Source organism: Pararhizobium antarcticum (assembly GCF_001885585.1).
Classification (GTDB): domain Bacteria; phylum Pseudomonadota; class Alphaproteobacteria; order Rhizobiales; family Rhizobiaceae; genus Pararhizobium; species Pararhizobium antarcticum.
The window spans coordinates 13,147-30,332 of sequence record NZ_LSRP01000083.1 but is presented as its reverse complement, the minus strand read 5'-3'; the positions used below and the strand labels follow the sequence as shown (position 1 = coordinate 30,332).

13 protein-coding genes are annotated in these 17,186 nt (G+C 58.2%); 10 read left to right on the top strand and 3 right to left on the bottom strand.

Features of this window, described 5'->3' with window-relative positions:
* The first annotated feature begins 75 nt into the window (after positions 1–75).
* Both AX760_RS11500 and AX760_RS26280 read left to right on the top strand, forming a co-directional pair.
* Positions 76–1,386, top strand: coding sequence for an alpha/beta hydrolase (locus tag AX760_RS11500; protein ID WP_071833021.1), 1,311 nt, complete (start codon positions 76–78; stop codon positions 1,384–1,386).
* A complete protein-coding gene (locus AX760_RS26280) occupies positions 1,383–3,707 on the top strand; it encodes a mechanosensitive ion channel family protein (protein ID WP_425348842.1) in 2,325 nt (774 codons plus the stop codon). Before AX760_RS11500 ends, AX760_RS26280 begins: the two co-directional genes overlap by 4 nt.
* Before the next feature lie 89 nt (positions 3,708–3,796).
* Here the strand turns inward: AX760_RS26280 and AX760_RS11490 are convergent, their stop codons facing one another.
* The 3 genes from AX760_RS11490 to AX760_RS11485 all read right to left on the bottom strand — a co-directional run bounded on the left by AX760_RS11490 (position 3,797) and on the right by AX760_RS11485 (position 7,060).
* A complete protein-coding gene (locus AX760_RS11490; protein ID WP_210187378.1) occupies positions 3,797–5,227 on the bottom strand; it encodes an adenylate/guanylate cyclase domain-containing protein in 1,431 nt (476 codons plus the stop codon).
* Between the two features lie 560 nt (positions 5,228–5,787).
* The gene (locus AX760_RS26730) at positions 5,788–6,048 is read right to left on the bottom strand and encodes a hypothetical protein (protein ID WP_139276490.1); all 261 of its coding nucleotides are present in this window, start codon (positions 6,046–6,048) and stop codon (positions 5,788–5,790) included.
* Positions 6,049–6,058: 10 nt separating this feature from the next.
* Entirely contained in the window at positions 6,059–7,060 is a 1,002-nt protein-coding gene (locus AX760_RS11485; RefSeq protein ID WP_083531159.1) for a sugar-binding transcriptional regulator, read from the bottom strand.
* A gap of 157 nt (positions 7,061–7,217) precedes the next feature.
* On the opposite strand from AX760_RS11485, the gene AX760_RS11480 reads away from it, so the two are divergent.
* The 8 genes from AX760_RS11480 to AX760_RS11445 all read left to right on the top strand — a co-directional run bounded on the left by AX760_RS11480 (position 7,218) and on the right by AX760_RS11445 (position 17,185).
* A complete protein-coding gene (locus tag AX760_RS11480; protein WP_071833018.1) occupies positions 7,218–8,564 on the top strand; it encodes a sn-glycerol-1-phosphate dehydrogenase in 1,347 nt (448 codons plus the stop codon).
* Complete coding sequence (locus tag AX760_RS11475; protein ID WP_071833051.1) at positions 8,564–9,382, top strand: HAD-IIB family hydrolase; 819 nt, start codon at positions 8,564–8,566, stop codon at positions 9,380–9,382. Before AX760_RS11480 ends, AX760_RS11475 begins: the two co-directional genes overlap by 1 nt.
* A complete protein-coding gene (glpD, locus tag AX760_RS11470; RefSeq protein WP_071833017.1) occupies positions 9,375–10,898 on the top strand; it encodes a glycerol-3-phosphate dehydrogenase in 1,524 nt (507 codons plus the stop codon). The genes AX760_RS11475 and glpD overlap by 8 nt, the downstream gene beginning before the upstream one ends.
* Before the next feature lie 87 nt (positions 10,899–10,985).
* Entirely contained in the window at positions 10,986–12,467 is a 1,482-nt protein-coding gene (xylB, locus tag AX760_RS11465; protein ID WP_071833016.1) for a xylulokinase, read from the top strand.
* Positions 12,468–12,576: 109 nt separating this feature from the next.
* On the top strand, positions 12,577–13,587 hold the full coding sequence (locus AX760_RS11460) for a sugar ABC transporter substrate-binding protein (RefSeq protein ID WP_071833015.1): 1,011 nt from the start codon (positions 12,577–12,579) through the stop codon (positions 13,585–13,587).
* A 79-nt stretch (positions 13,588–13,666) separates the two neighbouring features.
* The gene (locus AX760_RS11455) at positions 13,667–15,187 is read left to right on the top strand and encodes a sugar ABC transporter ATP-binding protein (RefSeq protein WP_071833014.1); all 1,521 of its coding nucleotides are present in this window, start codon (positions 13,667–13,669) and stop codon (positions 15,185–15,187) included.
* Entirely contained in the window at positions 15,180–16,184 is a 1,005-nt protein-coding gene (locus AX760_RS11450) for an ABC transporter permease (RefSeq protein WP_071833013.1), read from the top strand. The genes AX760_RS11455 and AX760_RS11450 overlap by 8 nt, the downstream gene beginning before the upstream one ends.
* On the top strand, positions 16,181–17,185 hold the full coding sequence (locus AX760_RS11445) for an ABC transporter permease (RefSeq protein ID WP_071833012.1): 1,005 nt from the start codon (positions 16,181–16,183) through the stop codon (positions 17,183–17,185). The genes AX760_RS11450 and AX760_RS11445 overlap by 4 nt, the downstream gene beginning before the upstream one ends.
* Position 17,186: the final 1 nt, after the last annotated feature.

The following is a 17,186-nucleotide window of genomic DNA, read 5'->3' as shown; positions in this document are numbered from 1 at the left end:
ACCCATACGCCCGGCTGAATCTCACGCCTCCAATAGCCACCTTCATTGTGAAACCACGGCGGCAGGACAGCGCTGATGAACGATCAAAAAGCGCACCAGCGATGGGCCAAAACTTTCAACCGAGCACGCCTCTGCACGATCCTCTTTGGTTTTGGGCTGTTGGTTTCCGGCTGCGGCGGACATCCCAAGGGTGTTTTGACACCGGTTGCGGACACTGAACCGCAATCGCACAGGGTCGAGATGTTGATCGCGACGACACGAAGCCCGTCGGACATTCGCGGCGAGATGTTCACGGGCGAGCGAGCGCGAGCCCCGAATTTCGCCGACATCACGGTCTCGGTGCCTCCGGATGGCGCACGCAAGGTCGGCGAAGTGTCCTGGCCCAAGAAACTGCCGCCAGACCCGGCCACGGACTTTGCGACCCTCAAGGCTGACATGATCGACATAGAGTCGGCCAAAGCCTGGCTGAACACCTCTGTGAGAAAGACGCCCGATGGCAGCGCGCTCGTTTTCATCCACGGTTTCAACACGCGGTTTGAGGACAGTGTCTATCGCTTTGCCCAGATCGTGCAGGACTCAGGCGTCCGCAGCGCCCCAATCCTCGTGACATGGCCCTCGCGCGGCAATCTGCTTGCCTATGGCTATGACCGCGAGAGCACCAATTACACCCGCAATGCACTGGAAAACCTGTTCCAGTATCTGGCCAACGACGCGGAGGTAAAGGAAGTTTCGATCCTTGCTCATTCAATGGGCAACTGGCTGACGCTCGAAGCGCTCCGACAAATGGCGATCCGCAATGGCAGGCTACCGGCCAAATTCAAGAACGTGATGCTGGCAGCGCCCGATGTCGACGTCGATGTTTTCCGCTCGCAGATCGTCGATATGGGCACGCCGCATCCGCAGTTCACGCTTTTTGTCTCGCGCGATGATAGGGCGCTGGCCGCGTCGCGCCGCGTTTGGGGCGATGTCGCCCGTCTCGGCTCTATCGATCCCGAACAAGAACCCTACAAGCAGGAACTAGCGGATGTCGACATCCAGGTCATCGATCTGACCAAGGTTAAAGCGGGCGACAGGCTCAACCATGGAAAATTTGCCGAATCCCCGGAGATCGTGCGGCTAATCGGCGCGCGCATCTCGGACGGCCAGACGCTCACCGACAACCGCATCGGGCTTGGCGATACGATACTCGCGGCGACAACCGGCACTGCGGCGGCCGCTGGAAACGCCGCCGGCCTGTTGCTCGCAGCTCCGGTGGCGATCGTCGATGCGAATACACGGGACAATTTCTCAAGCCAGCTCGGCGCGTTGGGTCCTGCGGGCATATCCCCTTCCCAAACACTGCCAAAATGCCGGGCTGTCTCGTCTGTAAACTGCAGGAAACAATGAAGATGTCACTTTCGATCCGGCTATCTGTCGCCATTCGTATAGTTCTTTGTGGGCTCGTGCTGGCGCTTGGACTTCATGTGTATTCATCACCGGCCGCGGCGCAGACCACGGCGACTGATCCCGGCCAGCAAGAAAAGGTACAGCGCTTCCTGGAATTGGTGGAAGACCCGCAAGTTCGCTCATGGCTTTTGAACGCAAAGTCGTCAGCGGAAACCACGACGCCCGCAGGTGTCGTGGAAAAGCCGGTCTCCTATGCGGGTTTCGCGACAACCTTTCGCGCCCACGTCGGACAACTTATCGTAGGTTTGCAGGCGTTCCCGGCAGAGACGAGCAAGGCCGCCGCTATCCTGCAAAACGAGATCGATACCAGCATCCGTGCACGTCCAATATTGTTCGTACTCGCATTCGTGGCTGCCGGTTTGACTGCACAATGGTGCTTCTGGTGGCTGAGCGCGGGTTGGCGCGCCTGGATTGCTTCCTTGCGGGTCTTGACCGTGCGTGAAAAGCTTATCGCGATTTCCGTTAGACTGCTTTGGGCAATCTGTTCCATAATGGCCTTCGCGCTCGGCAGCATTGGCTTCTTCCTGGCGCTCGAATGGCCGCCGCTGATCCGCGAGATCATCATCGGCTACCTTTTCGCGGTGGTAATTTTCCGGCTAGCAAGGGCATCTTTCGATTTTCTCCTTGCACCGCCCGGATCAGGCGGCTTTGCCAATGCGGAGCGCTTCCGTGTCGTCCCGGTTGCGGACCAGTCGGCCGCCCATTGGACGAAACGACTTAGCTACATTGTCGGCTGGTACGCTTTCGGTTCGATCACCGTTTACCTTCTCCATGCGCTCGGCGTTGCTGGCCCGTCCCGGCACGTGGCGGCTTATGCGCTTGGGATCGTGCTTCTCATTCTCGGTATCGAAGCGATCTGGAACCGGCCGGAAGCCATGCCACCGATTGGTGAGACGACCCGCTTTGGCCGTATTGGCATGCGTGCACGCAACTGGCTTTGGTCGGTCTACTTCGTTTCGCTTTGGCTTCTCTGGGTTGTCGGAATGATGAAGCCGTTCTGGATTGCCGTTGTCGCGGCAGCACTTCCCGGAGCAATCGCTCTGACACGGGCCTCCGTCGACAATCTTCTTAGAAACAATATTGTCGAAACGGGTACCGACCCAGTTTCACCTATCAATGTCGATATTCAAACCGGCATCGCCCTGCCTGCAGCAACTGACGTCTCGGCCGGCTCACAGACTCTGCCGGAGGGAACTGTCATCGCCAATCCCGATACCGAAGCCGTCGTCGTGGTCCAAAGCAAGCCGGGCGTCATCTCCGTCATGGTTGAACGCGGCATACGCGCGACGCTGATCGTTGGGGCGATCCTTTTCCTGGCTGACGTGCTCGAGATCAATCTAACAGGAATTACCGAGCAGGATTCCGCAGCTCGGCGATTGATGCGCGGCGCCCTCAGCGCGGGCATCATTTTGCTGGTGATCGACCTGGTCTGGAATATCGTGAAAGTGCTGATCGACCGGAAGCTTGGCGAAACTGAACTCGCGCATGCGCATGGCAGCGAACGGGAACGACGGCGGGCCCGCATCAGGACGCTTCTGCCCATTCTCAAGAATGTGCTGATGATTTTGTTCGTGGCGGTCGCGATCATGATGGCTCTATCTGCTTTGGGTGTTGAGATCGCGCCGCTCATCGCTGGCGCAGGCGTGGTCGGCGTCGCCATCGGTTTTGGTGCGCAGACGGTCGTTAAAGACATTATCAGCGGCATGTTCTATCTGCTTGATGATGCCTTCCGGGTGGGTGAATATATTTCGAGCGGCTCATACAAAGGCACCGTCGAATCCTTCAGCCTGAGATCCGTGAAGCTCCGCCACCATCGCGGTGCCATTTATATCGTGCCGTTCAGCGAACTTGGCGCCGTTCAAAATCTTAGTCGCGACTGGGTGGTCGAGAAACTGACGGTCACGGTCGGCTACGACACCGACGTCGACAAAGCGCGCAAAATTATCAAAAAAATCGGGCAGGAACTGCTCGCTGATCCTGAACTTGCACCGATCACCATCGAACCACTCAAGATGCAGGGCATCGACAGCATGGGTGATTCAGGGCTGATCCTCCGCATGAAATTCACCACAATTCCTGGCGAACAGTTCACGCTGAAGCGCCGCGCGCTGATGCGGATCAACCAGGCGTTTCATGACAACAACATTAAGCCGGCATTCCCGACAGTTCAGGTTGCAGGGGGCGAGGGCACTAGCAACATAGCCGCCGCAGCCCAGCAGGCGTTGGCCAAGCATAACGAGGCTATGGCGGCGAACGTCTAAGTAAAGGTTTTGTAACCACGCAAATCCTCCCTCGTTAGTTTTAGTATCTCACGACAAGATGATGGCCCGCCCGGAGCAACGAAAATCGCTTACCTTGCAAGGACAACCAGATCGATAGGATGCGCAACGCCGCCTACCTGTCTTGCCAATCGTATGTCGGGCTTGACGGTTGACCTGTAACCTTGCTGAAGGGCAAGTTCATAAGTCGACATATCGGTCACGGCTGTAACGGCCTCTACACGCGTGTGTTTCTCTAACTTCGCAGCGATATTAACGGGATCGCCGATGATTGTGTATTCCATGCGAGTGTCGTCGCCGACCACTCCGAAAAGAACTTCCCCACTCGCGACAGCAAGACTGACATCCACGACGAAAAGTCCCCTCTCACGACGTTCATCGGTCCAAGCGATGAGTTCCTTGACGACTTCGTCGGCGGTATTGAGCGCGTCGATCGCGAAGGTAGTAGACGACAACACCGTCCCAAAGGTCGCGAAAATGCCGTCGCCTAAGAACTTGTCGATCTGACCACCATGCCGCTGTACGATTGGCACGAGGCGTCTTTGGTATTCGCCCAGCAACAACATCAGATCCGCAGGCGGAAGCGCGCGCGCCAGGGCCGTGAACCCCCTCATGTCGATGAACAGTGCAGCTGCCAACCGCATCTCGGCCTGACCGGGCTGGATTGCGTTGTTTGCGGTGCTGATTGTTTTTGCGACGCCGGAAGCCACGAAACGGGAGAGATCCGAAGCCGCGACATGATCGATCGCAGCCCGCTCCATGAGCCTTCTCGCTCGTTGAACAGCGACGGCGAGCACAAGCGATACAATGGTTATCGATATAACTTTGTCTAGTTCCGCGCCGAGCAACACGGATGACGAGGTCATATATGCAATGTAGTTCCTCGTTATGCTGTCTTCGGCATTGATGGCGATTGCCAGAAGTATCAACCAGCCCAATGCGCCTGCGGAACCGGCAATCAGGATCCATTTCGCCTCGAAGCGAAGCGTTCTCAGCGAGATGAATATAAATACATAGAGAAGTGTCGGCGCCTTCAGATAGAAGGCTGGCGGCTGACCATATTGTAGGTGGAAGCTCCAGATCAGTACCATCAACGCAGCCATATCCGCAACGATCGAAGCCGAAAGCAACCAGTTCGAGAGCCTGCGAATGTGCGCAAGCCAAATGCGCACTCCCAAGAAACAAGCATAGACAGTCAGCGTCCATGGGACCGGCTGGAAACTGACTTCACTGGAAAATGCTTTGGGTGAAACCGCATAAAGTACCGCCCAAGTCGCCAGGATAACCGCCTGCACCCAGCCAACAAGGATTTCGCCTTTTCGCTGCTCCTCCTCGAGCGCAACCCGAACCCGCAACGGTACCGTACCTTCGGGAGCTCGACCAACAAGTCCTTCCCAGAGTTTAGCGAGGGCTCCAGTCCTGCTGTTTGAAAAGGGCTGCATTTTCGAAGATAAAACATTTTGACCAACGATGTCTGTATCGAACGCTTTTCGCCTTTTCATGTTGCTTAACTCCGCGTGGATGCCCTTTGACTTTAAACTCAGATGCAACCTCGATGTGATGGTTCGTGCCGGGGATTAATCATTGCAACTCAACTTTACCATTAGAAAGGGCAGGGACACTAACATCTGCACGACTTCTCCGACTCTGCCGTTTTAGCTTCTCGCACAGAGGGAATTCTGAGTGTTATGAGACAGCCTGACAGAAAGCAGACCCAACGACCACCCCATCATTCGCGTAGGAACGGCAAGGGCCATGCCCTACTGTTCAGGTATTGACGTTTTGAAGGCGAAGGCGAGGTAATCTATGCAGGGCCGCAGAGAGTTCATTGCGTTGCTCTCCAGGGTCGACAGAATAAACGATGTTGCCCCCCAATGAAGAGCAGATCCCAAGCTGGGCCGTGCGCCCGCGGCGTTTATGCCTATTCACCAACGGAACCTCAAAGTTCCATAAATAGGCGTTATCCCACGAAGTATGTCTTTTCAGACACTTATGCTATCTGACCAACCTGTCGCCGGTTCGATCCCTTTCAAGGCGGTCGAATTTGAAAGTAGCTATGCGTTCAGGCCCCCGCAACAAAATCAAACTTGTAAATTCTTCCAGTCAGGGCAACAAACACGAGGCCGTTCGCCAAATTGGTCGAGGGGCTTTTTGCGTTTGGCCTCCGCGTCAATCTCGCCAGAAGCAATTTGCGCCATGAGGTGAGCGTCTGGTGACCGGTTGTGCTGATCAGGCAAACTTGACCTGAGAACCCCATGTTGATGCCGAAAATTGAAATGGCGGAGCTGGATTCCGCTCTGCGCGCAACAATATCCATCCGCATAAAAGCTGTTCTAAAGAATCCTGCACAGGCTACGCGCTGTGTCCTGATCGGTAATTAGAACATTTGCCAGGGCTGCTTTGAGCATGCCTTGTATGGCCGTAATTTTCTCTGCACCACCACCGATACAAATCCGGCGAGGCACGTTGATGAAATCCTCTATCGGCATCACGATGTGGCGATCGTCGAACCCGGTGCGAATGATTGTGCCGTCGGGGTCGAAGAAATAGCCTGACGCAAAACCCACTGCGCCCTTCTTTTGGTACTGCAGCAGCAGTTCCTCCGTCATGACGCCGCTGTCTTCCAGGAGCGTCGGTCCGCTCAGATGGGTGACGCCAAACAGCGTCTTTGTGCATTGACGCAGCAGAGTAAAGTGCTGCTCAATTATTGGTTCCTGCATCAGCAGTGTTTTCATGCTGGGATTGGATACCACACCCGGTGCGTGAAGGTTGACGCAACGCGCATTCAGCCTTGCCGCGATGTTGGAGGTGCAGAGCTCGGGCGAAAAATCATAGGTCGCAATCGAACTTCCGGTCACTTGGGCTACGGTAACACCCGGCTTGTTGGCCGGTGACAGGGCCTTGGAAAGCGACATGACTGTACGCCCCCAGGCAACACCAATGACATCGTCATTCTCGATTTTCTGTTCCAGAATTCGCGCGCCAAGCCGACCGATCCGGTCGTAAAGCGCTGCGGCGGAGCCGCCCGCCGGGAGCACGTAGCATTCCAGCAACCCACCTTTTTCTTTCAGTTCTACCGAAAGGTCGGCTCGCTCAAGGCGTGTGGGATCGATGGTGATGGTGACGATGCCCTCGTCCCGGGCTTTTTGAAGCAGATTGAACACCGAGGCACGCGAAATTCCGAGGCGCTCGGCGATTTCGTCCTGTTTCAAGCCTTCCTCGTAATAAAGCCACGCCGCCCATAGGGGTTGATCCGCGCCAAACTGCATGGGCGGCGGTGGCTTCCGCTTTGCAACTTTGTCGTCGGCCCGGTTAGCGCGCATTGAACTGAACATGTCTCCTGAAACCGTAATTGGCAGTTTTTAACCGGCAAGTCCAGCCATTCCCACATCAAAACGGTATCTATGGCAAATGCCAAGGTGTTATAAAAAAAGCCATTGACAAATTGCACGTCTTGTTGAAAATTGCCAGAAATTGCTCTGGGAGGAGAGAATGCAGAATGCAGCGAACGCCGTCCGGCCACCTGTCGGACGTCGTGACTGGAACGATCTGATCCGAAATGTGAGCGCCGGTGGATGGGTCGATCCCGATACAGGGCTCACTGCGGAAGTTCCGTTCAAGACGGTGATCATCGAAGACAGCCTGCGTGGCGCGGAAGCCGATCTTATTGCCCAGACGATGCCGGCTCCCACATACGGAGTGGTTGCCGATCGTGATACATATGATGCGTATGGCTATGCGGTTGCCCGCAGCCTGGGCAATCGGGCCTCGGTCATCGTTCTTGATCGTCCCCATGCCGACGAGGGGGAAGTCCGGGCGCTGCGCGACAGGACGCGGCATGTCGATGCGCTGATAGCTGTCGGTTCAGGCACCATCAACGATCTCTGCAAATATGCGACGGCTGGCGACGGTCGGGAATACAGTGTCTTCGGAACTGCGCCGTCCATGAACGGCTATACATCCACAACCGCTTCGATCACGCTCGATAGCGGGCTGAAAACGACCATGTCTGCCCATGCTGCCAAGGGGGTTTTCCTCGATATCGAGATCAGCGCCGGAGCGCCTCAATACTTGATCGCCGCCGGCTTTGGCGACAGCATGTGTCGTTCGACGGCACAGGTCGATTGGTACTTTTCGCACATGCTGCTGGGCACGAACTATGCCACGTCCCCCTATGTGCTGCAGGCCGACGACGAGGCTGCCATCATGATGCGCTCCGAGGGACTGGGTCATCGTGACCACGAGGCAATCGGATACTTGCATCGCATCCTGACCCTCGGAGGATTCGGCATCAGCATTACAGGTATGAGCCATCCTGGCTCCATGGGCGAACATCAAATCTCTCACTGGATCGACAGTTTCGCCGGGGCCCGGCATCCAGGCACCGTTCATGGCCAGCAGGTCGGCGTGTCCTCCGTGACCATGGCACGTTTGCAGGAAATCATTCTTGCCAGCGAAACGGCGCCAAAGGTGCAACCGACGCTGTTCGACGAGGCCGATATTTGTTCACGCTACCCGGCTGCTGCCGTGGAAGAATGTCTCAAGGCCTCGCGTGCCAAGGCAATGGACCAGGCTCGAGCCGATCGGTTTAATGCTGATCTCGAACGGCTTTGGCCGACCCTCCGTCTGAAGCTGAAGGAGATGTCCGTTCCTTCCGCGACACTTGCCACACACATCCGTGCGGCCGGCGGTGGCGCAACACCGGCCGAAATCGGCATGGACCGCGACCTCTATCGTGACGCCGTGCGCTACTCCAAAGAGATGCGCAATCGTTATTCGATGCTCGATCTTGCGGCTGACATGGGCATTCTCGAACAGTTCATCGCGGAGGAATGCTGATGCGTTCGCTCTCCGAACTTTCCGACGGCGCCCTTGCTCGCGTCACGACAGTGTTCACCGATATCGATGACACGCTGACCACGGAAGGCCAGCTTCACGCCGATGCTTACGCTGCGCTGGAACAGCTGGCGCAGGCCGGTCTCAACGTGGTGCCGATCACGGGCCGTCCCGCTGGCTGGTGCGATATGATCACACGGCTTTGGCCGGTCGCCGGCATCGTCGGGGAAAATGGTGCCTTCTATTTTTCCTACGACCGTGAAGCCCGCAAAATGCGCCAAAGGTTTTTCGCCACGGATGCGGAGCGCAAGGTTAACCGCGCCAAGCTCAACCAGCTGAGGGAGCGCATTCTGCGCGAGGTTCCGGGAAGCGGTATCGCCTCCGACCAGCTTTACCGCGAGGCGGATCTCGCCATCGACATTTGTGAGGACGTCGATCCGTTGCCGCAGGAAGAGATCGACCGCGTCCTGAAGATTTTCGAGGACGCAGGCGCGATCGCAAAGCTCTCCTCCATCCACGTCAACGGATGGTTCGGAAACTACGACAAGCTTTCGATGAGCCGGATCTTCGCGGCAGACATTCTTGCCATGGATCTCGACGCACAGAAGGACAGCATCGTATTTGTGGGCGACAGTCCCAATGACGGACCTATGTTCTCGTTTTTCCCGAATTCCTGCGGCGTCGCCAATGTCGCCGATTTCGCGGAAAGTGGCATCGACCTGCCGGCGTTCATTGCAACACAGCGCGGTGGCGCCGGCTTCGTTGAGGTCGCCGCGCGCCTGTTGGCCGCCCGGTCCGAGCAGGGGCGGGCCCATGGCTGAACATTTCGATCTGGCAATCATTGGCGGTGGTATCAATGGCTGCGGTATTGCGCGCGATGCGGCAGGGCGCGGTCTCAAAGTCTATCTCTGCGAGAAAGGCGATCTGGGCGGTGCCACCTCGTCGTCGTCAACGAAGCTGCTGCACGGCGGGCTGCGTTATCTCGAACATTATGAATTCCGGCTGGTTCGTGAAGCTCTAAGGGAGCGCGAGACTTTATGGAGCGTCGCACCACATTTTGTCCGGCCGCTCCGCTTCGTTCTGCCCCATACACCCGGAATGCGGCCGAAATGGCTGCTCCGGCTCGGCCTTTTCATCTATGACCACATCGGCGGCCGCAAACGCCTGCCGCCGACATCGGTGGTCAATTTCCGCCGGAGTGTCGTAGGCGAGGGTCTCATTGAGTCGCTATCGACCGGCTACGAATATTCTGACTGCTGGGTCGAGGACAATCGACTTGTCATCATGAATGCCAAGTCCGCCCAGGAACGCGGCGCGGTGATCGACACGCATACGTCCTGCATTGCCGTCAACAGAAGCCGCGATGGCTGGGCGCTGACGGTCTCCGGTGAGGGAGATCTTCAGAAGACGGTAGAAGCAAGCATCGTCGTCAATGCCGCCGGGCCATGGGTCAACGACGTGGTCGATCTGTGTGCCAAGCGTCCAGCCAAAGGCAAGGTCCGCCTTGTGCAGGGATCGCACATCGTGGTGCCCAAGCTCTACGCTCACGATCGGTGCTTCATTTTCCAGAACAGCGACAATCGTATCCTCTTCGCTATTCCCTACGAGGAGGAATACACGCTGATCGGCACCACCGATCGGGATTTCACGGGCGACCTCGATAATTTCGACGCGACCGCAGAGGAAATCGCCTATCTTTGCCGGTCGGCCAGCCGTTATTTCCGCAAGCCGATCCTCGATACCGATGTCTGCTGGAGCTATTCCGGCGTCCGCCCGCTCTACAATGATGGTCGCGGCGCGGCACAACAGGCGACAAGAGACTACGTGCTGGAAGTGGACGTTGTCGACGACAGGGCTCTGATCTCGGTGTTCGGTGGCAAGATCACGACCTACCGTCGCCTTGCAGAATCCGTCATGGACAAGCTGGCCCCCTACCTGCCTGCGGACAAGGCAAAAACTGTCGCTGATACTGCCGGCTGGACCGGTCGCGAGGCCCTGCCGGGCGGCGATTTTCCGATTGATGCTTTCGACGACAAGGTCATGGCGCTTCGTGTCGCCTATCCGTTTCTAGGCGACCACGCGACCCGGCTGTTTCGCTACTACGGCACCCGCGTCCACCGGGTGCTCGGGGAGGCGCGATCCTGGAGTGATCTCGGCATCGTCTTCGGTGCGGGCCTGACCGAAGCGGAAGTCAACTACATGGTTCGCGAGGAATGGGCGCGTTCGGCGCGCGACATCCTGTTCCGCAGGAGCAAGCTCGGTTTGCGGCTGAGCCAAACCGAAATCGACTCTATCGACAGCTTTCTGGAGGGAAAGCGGTTGCAGATGACCGGCTGAGCACCGGTGTCGGCAGAAGGTACGCGACTGGCAGGAAGGGAATGGAACACCAACGGGCCGCAAAGGCCGGCCGGGGAGGAGGACGATATGTATCTGGGCATAGACCTCGGCACATCGGGCGTGAAATCAATTCTGATCGACGATGATCAGACTATCGTGGGGGAGCAGTCCTCCCGACCACTCGAAATATCACGACCACATCGCTGCTGGTCGGAACAGGATCCTGATCTGTGGTGGAACGCCGTCTGCGAGAGTCTGGACGGTCTTGCCGCACACCACGGGCCTGCCCTTGCCAGTGTCAGGGGGATCGGGCTGTCAGGCCAGATGTATGGTGCGACCGTGCTGGATGCGTCCGACAAGCCGTTGCGACCCGCCATCCTGTGGAACGACACCAGAACGGAAAAACAATGCGCCGATCTCGAGGTGCGCGCACCGGATGTGCGCCGCATTGCCGGGCGCAAACCGACGCCCGGCGTTACCGCCACCAAGCTTGCCTGGCTTCGCGACAACGAGCCGCACGTTTTTGATCAGGTGGCCCACGTTCTCTTGCCGAAGGACTACATCCGCCTGATGCTGTCCGGCGACAAGGCGTCCGACATGGCAGATTCCAGCGGCACCATGTGGATGGACGTCGCCGCGCGCACCTGGTCCGATACCTTGCTCGATGCCACCGACATGAGGCGGTCGCAAATGCCGACGCTCTACGAAGGAACCGAGGCGACCGGGTTGTTGCGCGGCCAGCTGGCGGATCGATGGGGCATAAAAAGGCGCCCCGTCATCGCGGCCGGTGGCGGCGACAACGCCTGTGGTGCCTGTGGTACCGGAGTCATCCACGATGGTGAGGGCACCCTGTCGCTGGGCACGTCGGGTGTCCTGTTCGTCGCGATGAACAATGCGCGTCCAAGCCCTGATCACGCCATTGAAACGCTTTGCCATTCGGTTCCGGGTGTCTGGCACCAGATGTCGGTGATCCTGTCGGCCACGTCCTGCGTCAACTGGCTGGCGCGTCTGGTCAAGCGGCCGGCGGCCGATCTCGTCGCCGAATTGGGCACTGTTCTTCAAGCGCCGAGTTCGGTGGTCTTCGTGCCTTTTCTCGACGGTTGCTGGTCACCGCGCAACAATGCGGAAATTCGTGGCGCATTGATCGGCCTGCAACATTCGTCGGGAGACGAAGAGCTGACCCGCGCCGTTCTGCAGGGCGTTGCGTTCGCGCTGCTGGAGTGCGCCGACGCCTTCCGGACCACCGGTACCTCGATCGATACGCTGTTGGCTATCGGCGGCGGGTCGCGATCCGATGTTTGGCTTTCGATGATTTCGACATGCTTCGGTGTCGAGCTGCGGGTGCCGGAAGCAAGCGAGCTCGGCGCGGCTTTCGGAGCAGCGCGCTTGGGCATGATTGCCAGCACGGGTGCAGACGTCAGCGACGTTCTCACGCCACCGAAAATCAACCGGACGATTTCACCGGTTCGGGACCTCGCTCGTGCCTATTCGGATGCTTATCGGACATGGCTTTCGGTCATCCCGGAGGTTCGCCGCGTATCCTTGGCCGTACGAGCGGGGACGGCCTGAAAGAGACTACCTTCGGCGGCAATTCGCCTGACGAAGGCAGGGACTGTCCATGGTGACCAGGAGGGTCATCCGGGATTCAACGCAAAATGTTTCATCTGGGAGGATAGACATGAACTTCGACACTCTGAACTTTGGACTTTCGCGCCGCGCGTTGCTCGGCGGAACCGCAGCCCTGGTCGCTGCCCAATATCTGGGCTCGACCGGTGCCCGTGCCCAGGCTGCCGATCGCAAATTTGCAGCGGCGCTGGGCTGGACAACCTATGATTCGGGACGCCACCTGCAGGATGGTTTCACAGCCGCCGTTCAGGAACTCGGCGGCAGCCTGACCACCACCGATGCCGGGTTCGACGCCAAGACACAGACTGACCAGATCGATTCGTTGATTGCGTCGAAGCCGGATGCTCTGTTCATCACGCCGGCGGACGCAGTTGCAATTGCCCCGGCCGTTCAGCGTGCCATTGCAGCCGGCATTCCTGTCTTCTGCGCGGACAGTTCCGTTCCCGGCGTGGCTGTCAACACGACCTCTATGTCCAACAATTTTGGCATGGGTGCCTATTCCTGCGACTATATTGCCAAGCAACTGAAGGGCAAGGGCCGCATCGCCCGCGTTCTGCTGCCTCAAAACGAAAGCTGGGATCAGCGTACGCTCGGCATGGAGTGGACGCTGCGCCAGTATCCGGACATCGAGATTGTTGCCGACTGGGCTTTTGCACTGGCCGGCAATGTCACGCCCCGCCAGGCCGTCGATAATATTCTGACTGCGAATGCGGATATCGATGCCATCTGGTGTGCTTGGGACGGTGCTGCCGTCGAGGGGACATTGGCCGCGCGCGCTGCCGAGCGGCCGAACCTTGTCATCACCGGCATTGACGGCGGTTCGCAGGCTTTCAGCTATATCGCAGGTCCTTCACAACTGAAGCTGTCTATGGCGCAGAGCTTTTACGAGATGGCCTATCTCTCCGTTTTCTATGCGCATCAACATCTGGAAGGCAAGAAGACGCCGCGTCTCGTCGTCACGCCAACCTACGCCGTTGATCAATCGATGCTCAAGGATGGCCTGCCGGACGATTTCGACGTGCCTGGTCGCGCCGCGGAGCTGGGTTGGGTTCGCGCCGTCTGATGATGATGGCAGGCGCGGTCTGCAAGGACCGCGCCTGCTTTCCGGCTCTCTGTGTCCAATGCAAGTGGAGGAATGGGCGATGACGGTTCCCGCCATATCTGCCAGAGCGGTTTCGAAGCGCTTCGGGCCGATCAGTGCGCTCAGCGATGTCGATTTTGTGCTCGAAACGGGCGAGGTTCATGCGCTTCTGGGCGTGAATGGTGCTGGAAAATCAACATTCATCAAGATTCTATCCGGCGTCTATGCCAAGGACGAGGGCACGATCGAGATCGCCGGAGAAGGGTTCGATTGCCGCAATCCAAAGGATGCCATTCGCTATGGTATCGCAACTGTGCAGCAGCATCCGGAGCTGGTTGCTGATTTCACGGGCTATGAGAACATCTTTCTCGGACGGGAGGCGGCGACAGCAAGTTTTACCGCCCGGATGGATCGCACGGCATTGCAACGGCGCGGTGATGCGTTGCTGTCGCGCTTTCCGGTCGAGATCGACCTTTCGCGTACGATCCAGGACATGTCTGCCGTGGAGCGCGAAATTGTCGCCATTCTCCAGGCAATTGCTGGAGAAAACATTCGAATTCTTATCCTCGACGAGCCGACGTCGACACTGACGGAAGTCGAAAAGGCTGTTCTGTTCCGTCTGATGAAGACCCTGCGGACCAGCGGCATCTCAATTCTCTACATCACCCACCGGCTTGAGGAAGTGATGGAGATCGCGGACCGGTTTTCCGTGTTTCGCGGCGGCCGTATGATCGCGACAATGACGCCTGATGAGGTTCGCGAGAAAAACCTGTCGCTTGCCGAATTGATGCTCGGCGAAACCATGGGAGCCGTCTTCCCGAAGAAGGGCGAACCGGCCGATCTGGGCGAGCTCGTTCTCAATGTGCGCGGCCTGCGCCATGGGCGGTTGTTCTCCAATATCGGGTTTCAGCTGCAGCGGGGCGAAATCCTCGGCATCTTCGGCCTCGTCGGCTCCGGTATCGATGAGTTGTCGAAAGTGCTCTACGGCGCCTTGTCGAAGGATATGGGTGAAATCGAGCTGAAGGGCGAGAAAGTCTCGTTGCGATCGCCGCGCGATTCACTGAAGGCCGGTATCTTTCTCGTCCCGGGCGATCGCCGGATCGAGGGACTGGCGCTCGCCCAATCGGCGATCTTCAACACCACGCTGGCCAATCTCGGGCGCGCGTCCGGATTTGCTGGTTTTCTCAAGCGCTCGGTCAACAAGCTCAAAAGCGTTGAATATGCCGGCCGTGTCGCGCTCAACCCGCCAAACGTCACCATGCCTGTCAGCGGCTTCAGTGGCGGCAACCAGCAGAAGATCGTCATTGCCAAGGGGCTGTTTGCCGATGCCGATGTCTACATCTTCGTCGAGCCGACTGTCGGGGTCGATATTGGTGCGCGCGCCAAACTGTACGGTTTGATGCGCGAACTGAGCCGAACCGCCGGCGTCATCGTCATGTCGACGGATTGCGACGAGGTGCACGGCATCTCCGACCGAAGCTTTGCGCTCTACAAAGGCCGGCAGATTGCCTCGCCCGGCACGATATTCACCCGAAACCAGCTTCTGATGGCCGGTATCATGGGAGATGCCCATCATGCATAGACACTCGATCCTGCCGACAGGCCTCGGTCGTTCACTGGCCTTCGTCACTCTAGTCATCATCATCGGCGCTGCCTTTACGGCGGTCGAGCCGCGGTTCCTGTCGACCCAGAACATTGCCGCCGTCACGCGGCATATGGCTGCCAACGGATTGGCCGCGCTCGGTCTGACATTCGTGGTTATCGTGCGCAAGTTCGACCTTTCCTTCGCTGGCACCGCATGTTTTGCCGCCATGACCATCGGTTTCCTGATCGCCGGCGGGTATGATCTGTGGCTCTGCATTTTGATCGGGGTTCTGGCTGCCGTCGTGGTCGGCACCTTCAACGGGATTGCCATCAGCTATTTCGGACTGCCCGATATCGTGACGACGATCGCCACCGGATCGATAGCGGGTGGCCTCGCCTTCCTGTATTCGCGCGGCCGCACGATCTTCCAGAATTTCGTGACCTCCGGGATTCTCGATCTGAACGACGCACGCATCCTTGGATATAGTGTATCGTTCTTTTTTCTAATCGCCCTTTATGCCGTCGCATGGGTGTTCATGCACCGGACGCGGTATGGAGCCTCGTTTTATGCCACCGGCGAGAATCCGGTCTCGGCCTATTTTTCCGGCGTACCGACGAAATTCTATACCATGCTCGCCTTCATCATCTGTGCGGCAACATCGGCGCTTGCAGTTGTCTTGATCCTTGCAGAATCCGGGACTGCGGATACGAATGAAGGGGCCAACCTGCTGATGCCCGCCTATGCCGGCGTTTTCCTTGGCGCGGCGCTTTTGGGCGGTACCTCCGTTCTGGCGACGCTGGCCGGCACCTTCCTGATCACCATGCTGCTCGACGGTTTCTCTCTTCTCGGCGTGCCGTACTACTACAGCGATGGCGTCGTAAGTCTGATCCTTCTGGCGGGTGTGGTGTTGTTTGATGCCCGTGTGCGCCAGCTCTTCGCCGATCTGGTCTCCTTTGTCCGACCGTCCACACAGGTCCGGGAGAACCGCACATGACGGATATCACCACCATCCATCCCGTCACTGATCGGGGGCAATCCCGGATGATCAACCGGTTCATAGGGCGCTACTGGCTTGTCGCGACCCTCGTTGTCATGATCGCCGTCTTCGCTTTCCTCAAACCGCAGTTGCTCGATAACTCCAATATCGCGACGATTCTGCGTTCCTCGGCGTTGATGGCGATCATGATCCTCGGATTGACCTGGGTGATTGCTGCCGGCAAAATCGATGTCAGTTTCATGCAGGTCGCGGCCCTCAGCAACATGATGACCGCCTGGCTGCTGGCCAGTGGAAGCGGCTGGCCGCTGGCGGCGCTTGGCGGCATCTGCGTCGGTGCGCTTGCCGGGCTGCTGAATGGCACGCTGATCGCGCTGCTGCGCATTCCGCCGTTGATCGTCACCATTGCTACCGGCGGTATTTGCGCCTCGATTGCTGCTGCGCTTGGCAAGGGAACATCGATCCGCATCGCCGACCCCGGACCTCTGGGCGAAATGCTTTTCACCAATTGGGGGCCTGTCCCGGTCATCGCAGTGGTTGCGGCACTGCTCTATCTCATCTCGTGGTACGCGCAGGAAAAGCTCACCTTCGGGCACTATATTTTCGCCACGGCCCAGAACGAGGAGGCGGTCAACGAGGCTGGGATTCCCGCCCGTAGCCTCATCCTGTTCCTGTTCGTCTTTTCCGCCGTCCTGTCGGCCATTGCCGGCGTGCTTCTGGCCGCAAGCCTGTCGTCGGGCCAGCCGATGATCGGTTCGTCCTATTTCATCGACGGCCTGACGGCGGTGCTGCTTGGGGGCATGATGCTGCGGATCGGAAAGCCCAATGTTCTGGGCACGACGACGGCCATTCTCCTTTTGTCGGTGCTTGTCAGCGGCAGTGCCATGTTCGGCTGGGCCGACTATCAGCGCCAGATCATCAAGGGCGTGTTGCTGCTGGTCGGCGTCGCAGTCGCAATGCGGGCTGGTCGCCGGATCTCTTCTCATTCACAGGGAGCCTAGA

Coding starts and splice junctions, on each gene's coding strand:
- AX760_RS11500 (WP_071833021.1), top strand. CDS start 76: ATGAACGATCAAAAAGCGCACCAGCGATGGGCCAAAACTTTCAACCGA.
- AX760_RS26280 (WP_425348842.1), top strand. CDS start 1,383: ATGAAGATGTCACTTTCGATCCGGCTATCTGTCGCCATTCGTATAGTT.
- AX760_RS11490 (WP_210187378.1), bottom strand. CDS start 5,227: ATGAAAAGGCGAAAAGCGTTCGATACAGACATCGTTGGTCAAAATGTT.
- AX760_RS26730 (WP_139276490.1), bottom strand. CDS start 6,048: ATGCGGATGGATATTGTTGCGCGCAGAGCGGAATCCAGCTCCGCCATT.
- AX760_RS11485 (WP_083531159.1), bottom strand. CDS start 7,060: ATGTTCAGTTCAATGCGCGCTAACCGGGCCGACGACAAAGTTGCAAAG.
- AX760_RS11480 (WP_071833018.1), top strand. CDS start 7,218: ATGCAGAATGCAGCGAACGCCGTCCGGCCACCTGTCGGACGTCGTGAC.
- AX760_RS11475 (WP_071833051.1), top strand. CDS start 8,564: ATGCGTTCGCTCTCCGAACTTTCCGACGGCGCCCTTGCTCGCGTCACG.
- glpD (WP_071833017.1), top strand. CDS start 9,375: ATGGCTGAACATTTCGATCTGGCAATCATTGGCGGTGGTATCAATGGC.
- xylB (WP_071833016.1), top strand. CDS start 10,986: ATGTATCTGGGCATAGACCTCGGCACATCGGGCGTGAAATCAATTCTG.
- AX760_RS11460 (WP_071833015.1), top strand. CDS start 12,577: ATGAACTTCGACACTCTGAACTTTGGACTTTCGCGCCGCGCGTTGCTC.
- AX760_RS11455 (WP_071833014.1), top strand. CDS start 13,667: ATGACGGTTCCCGCCATATCTGCCAGAGCGGTTTCGAAGCGCTTCGGG.
- AX760_RS11450 (WP_071833013.1), top strand. CDS start 15,180: ATGCATAGACACTCGATCCTGCCGACAGGCCTCGGTCGTTCACTGGCC.
- AX760_RS11445 (WP_071833012.1), top strand. CDS start 16,181: ATGACGGATATCACCACCATCCATCCCGTCACTGATCGGGGGCAATCC.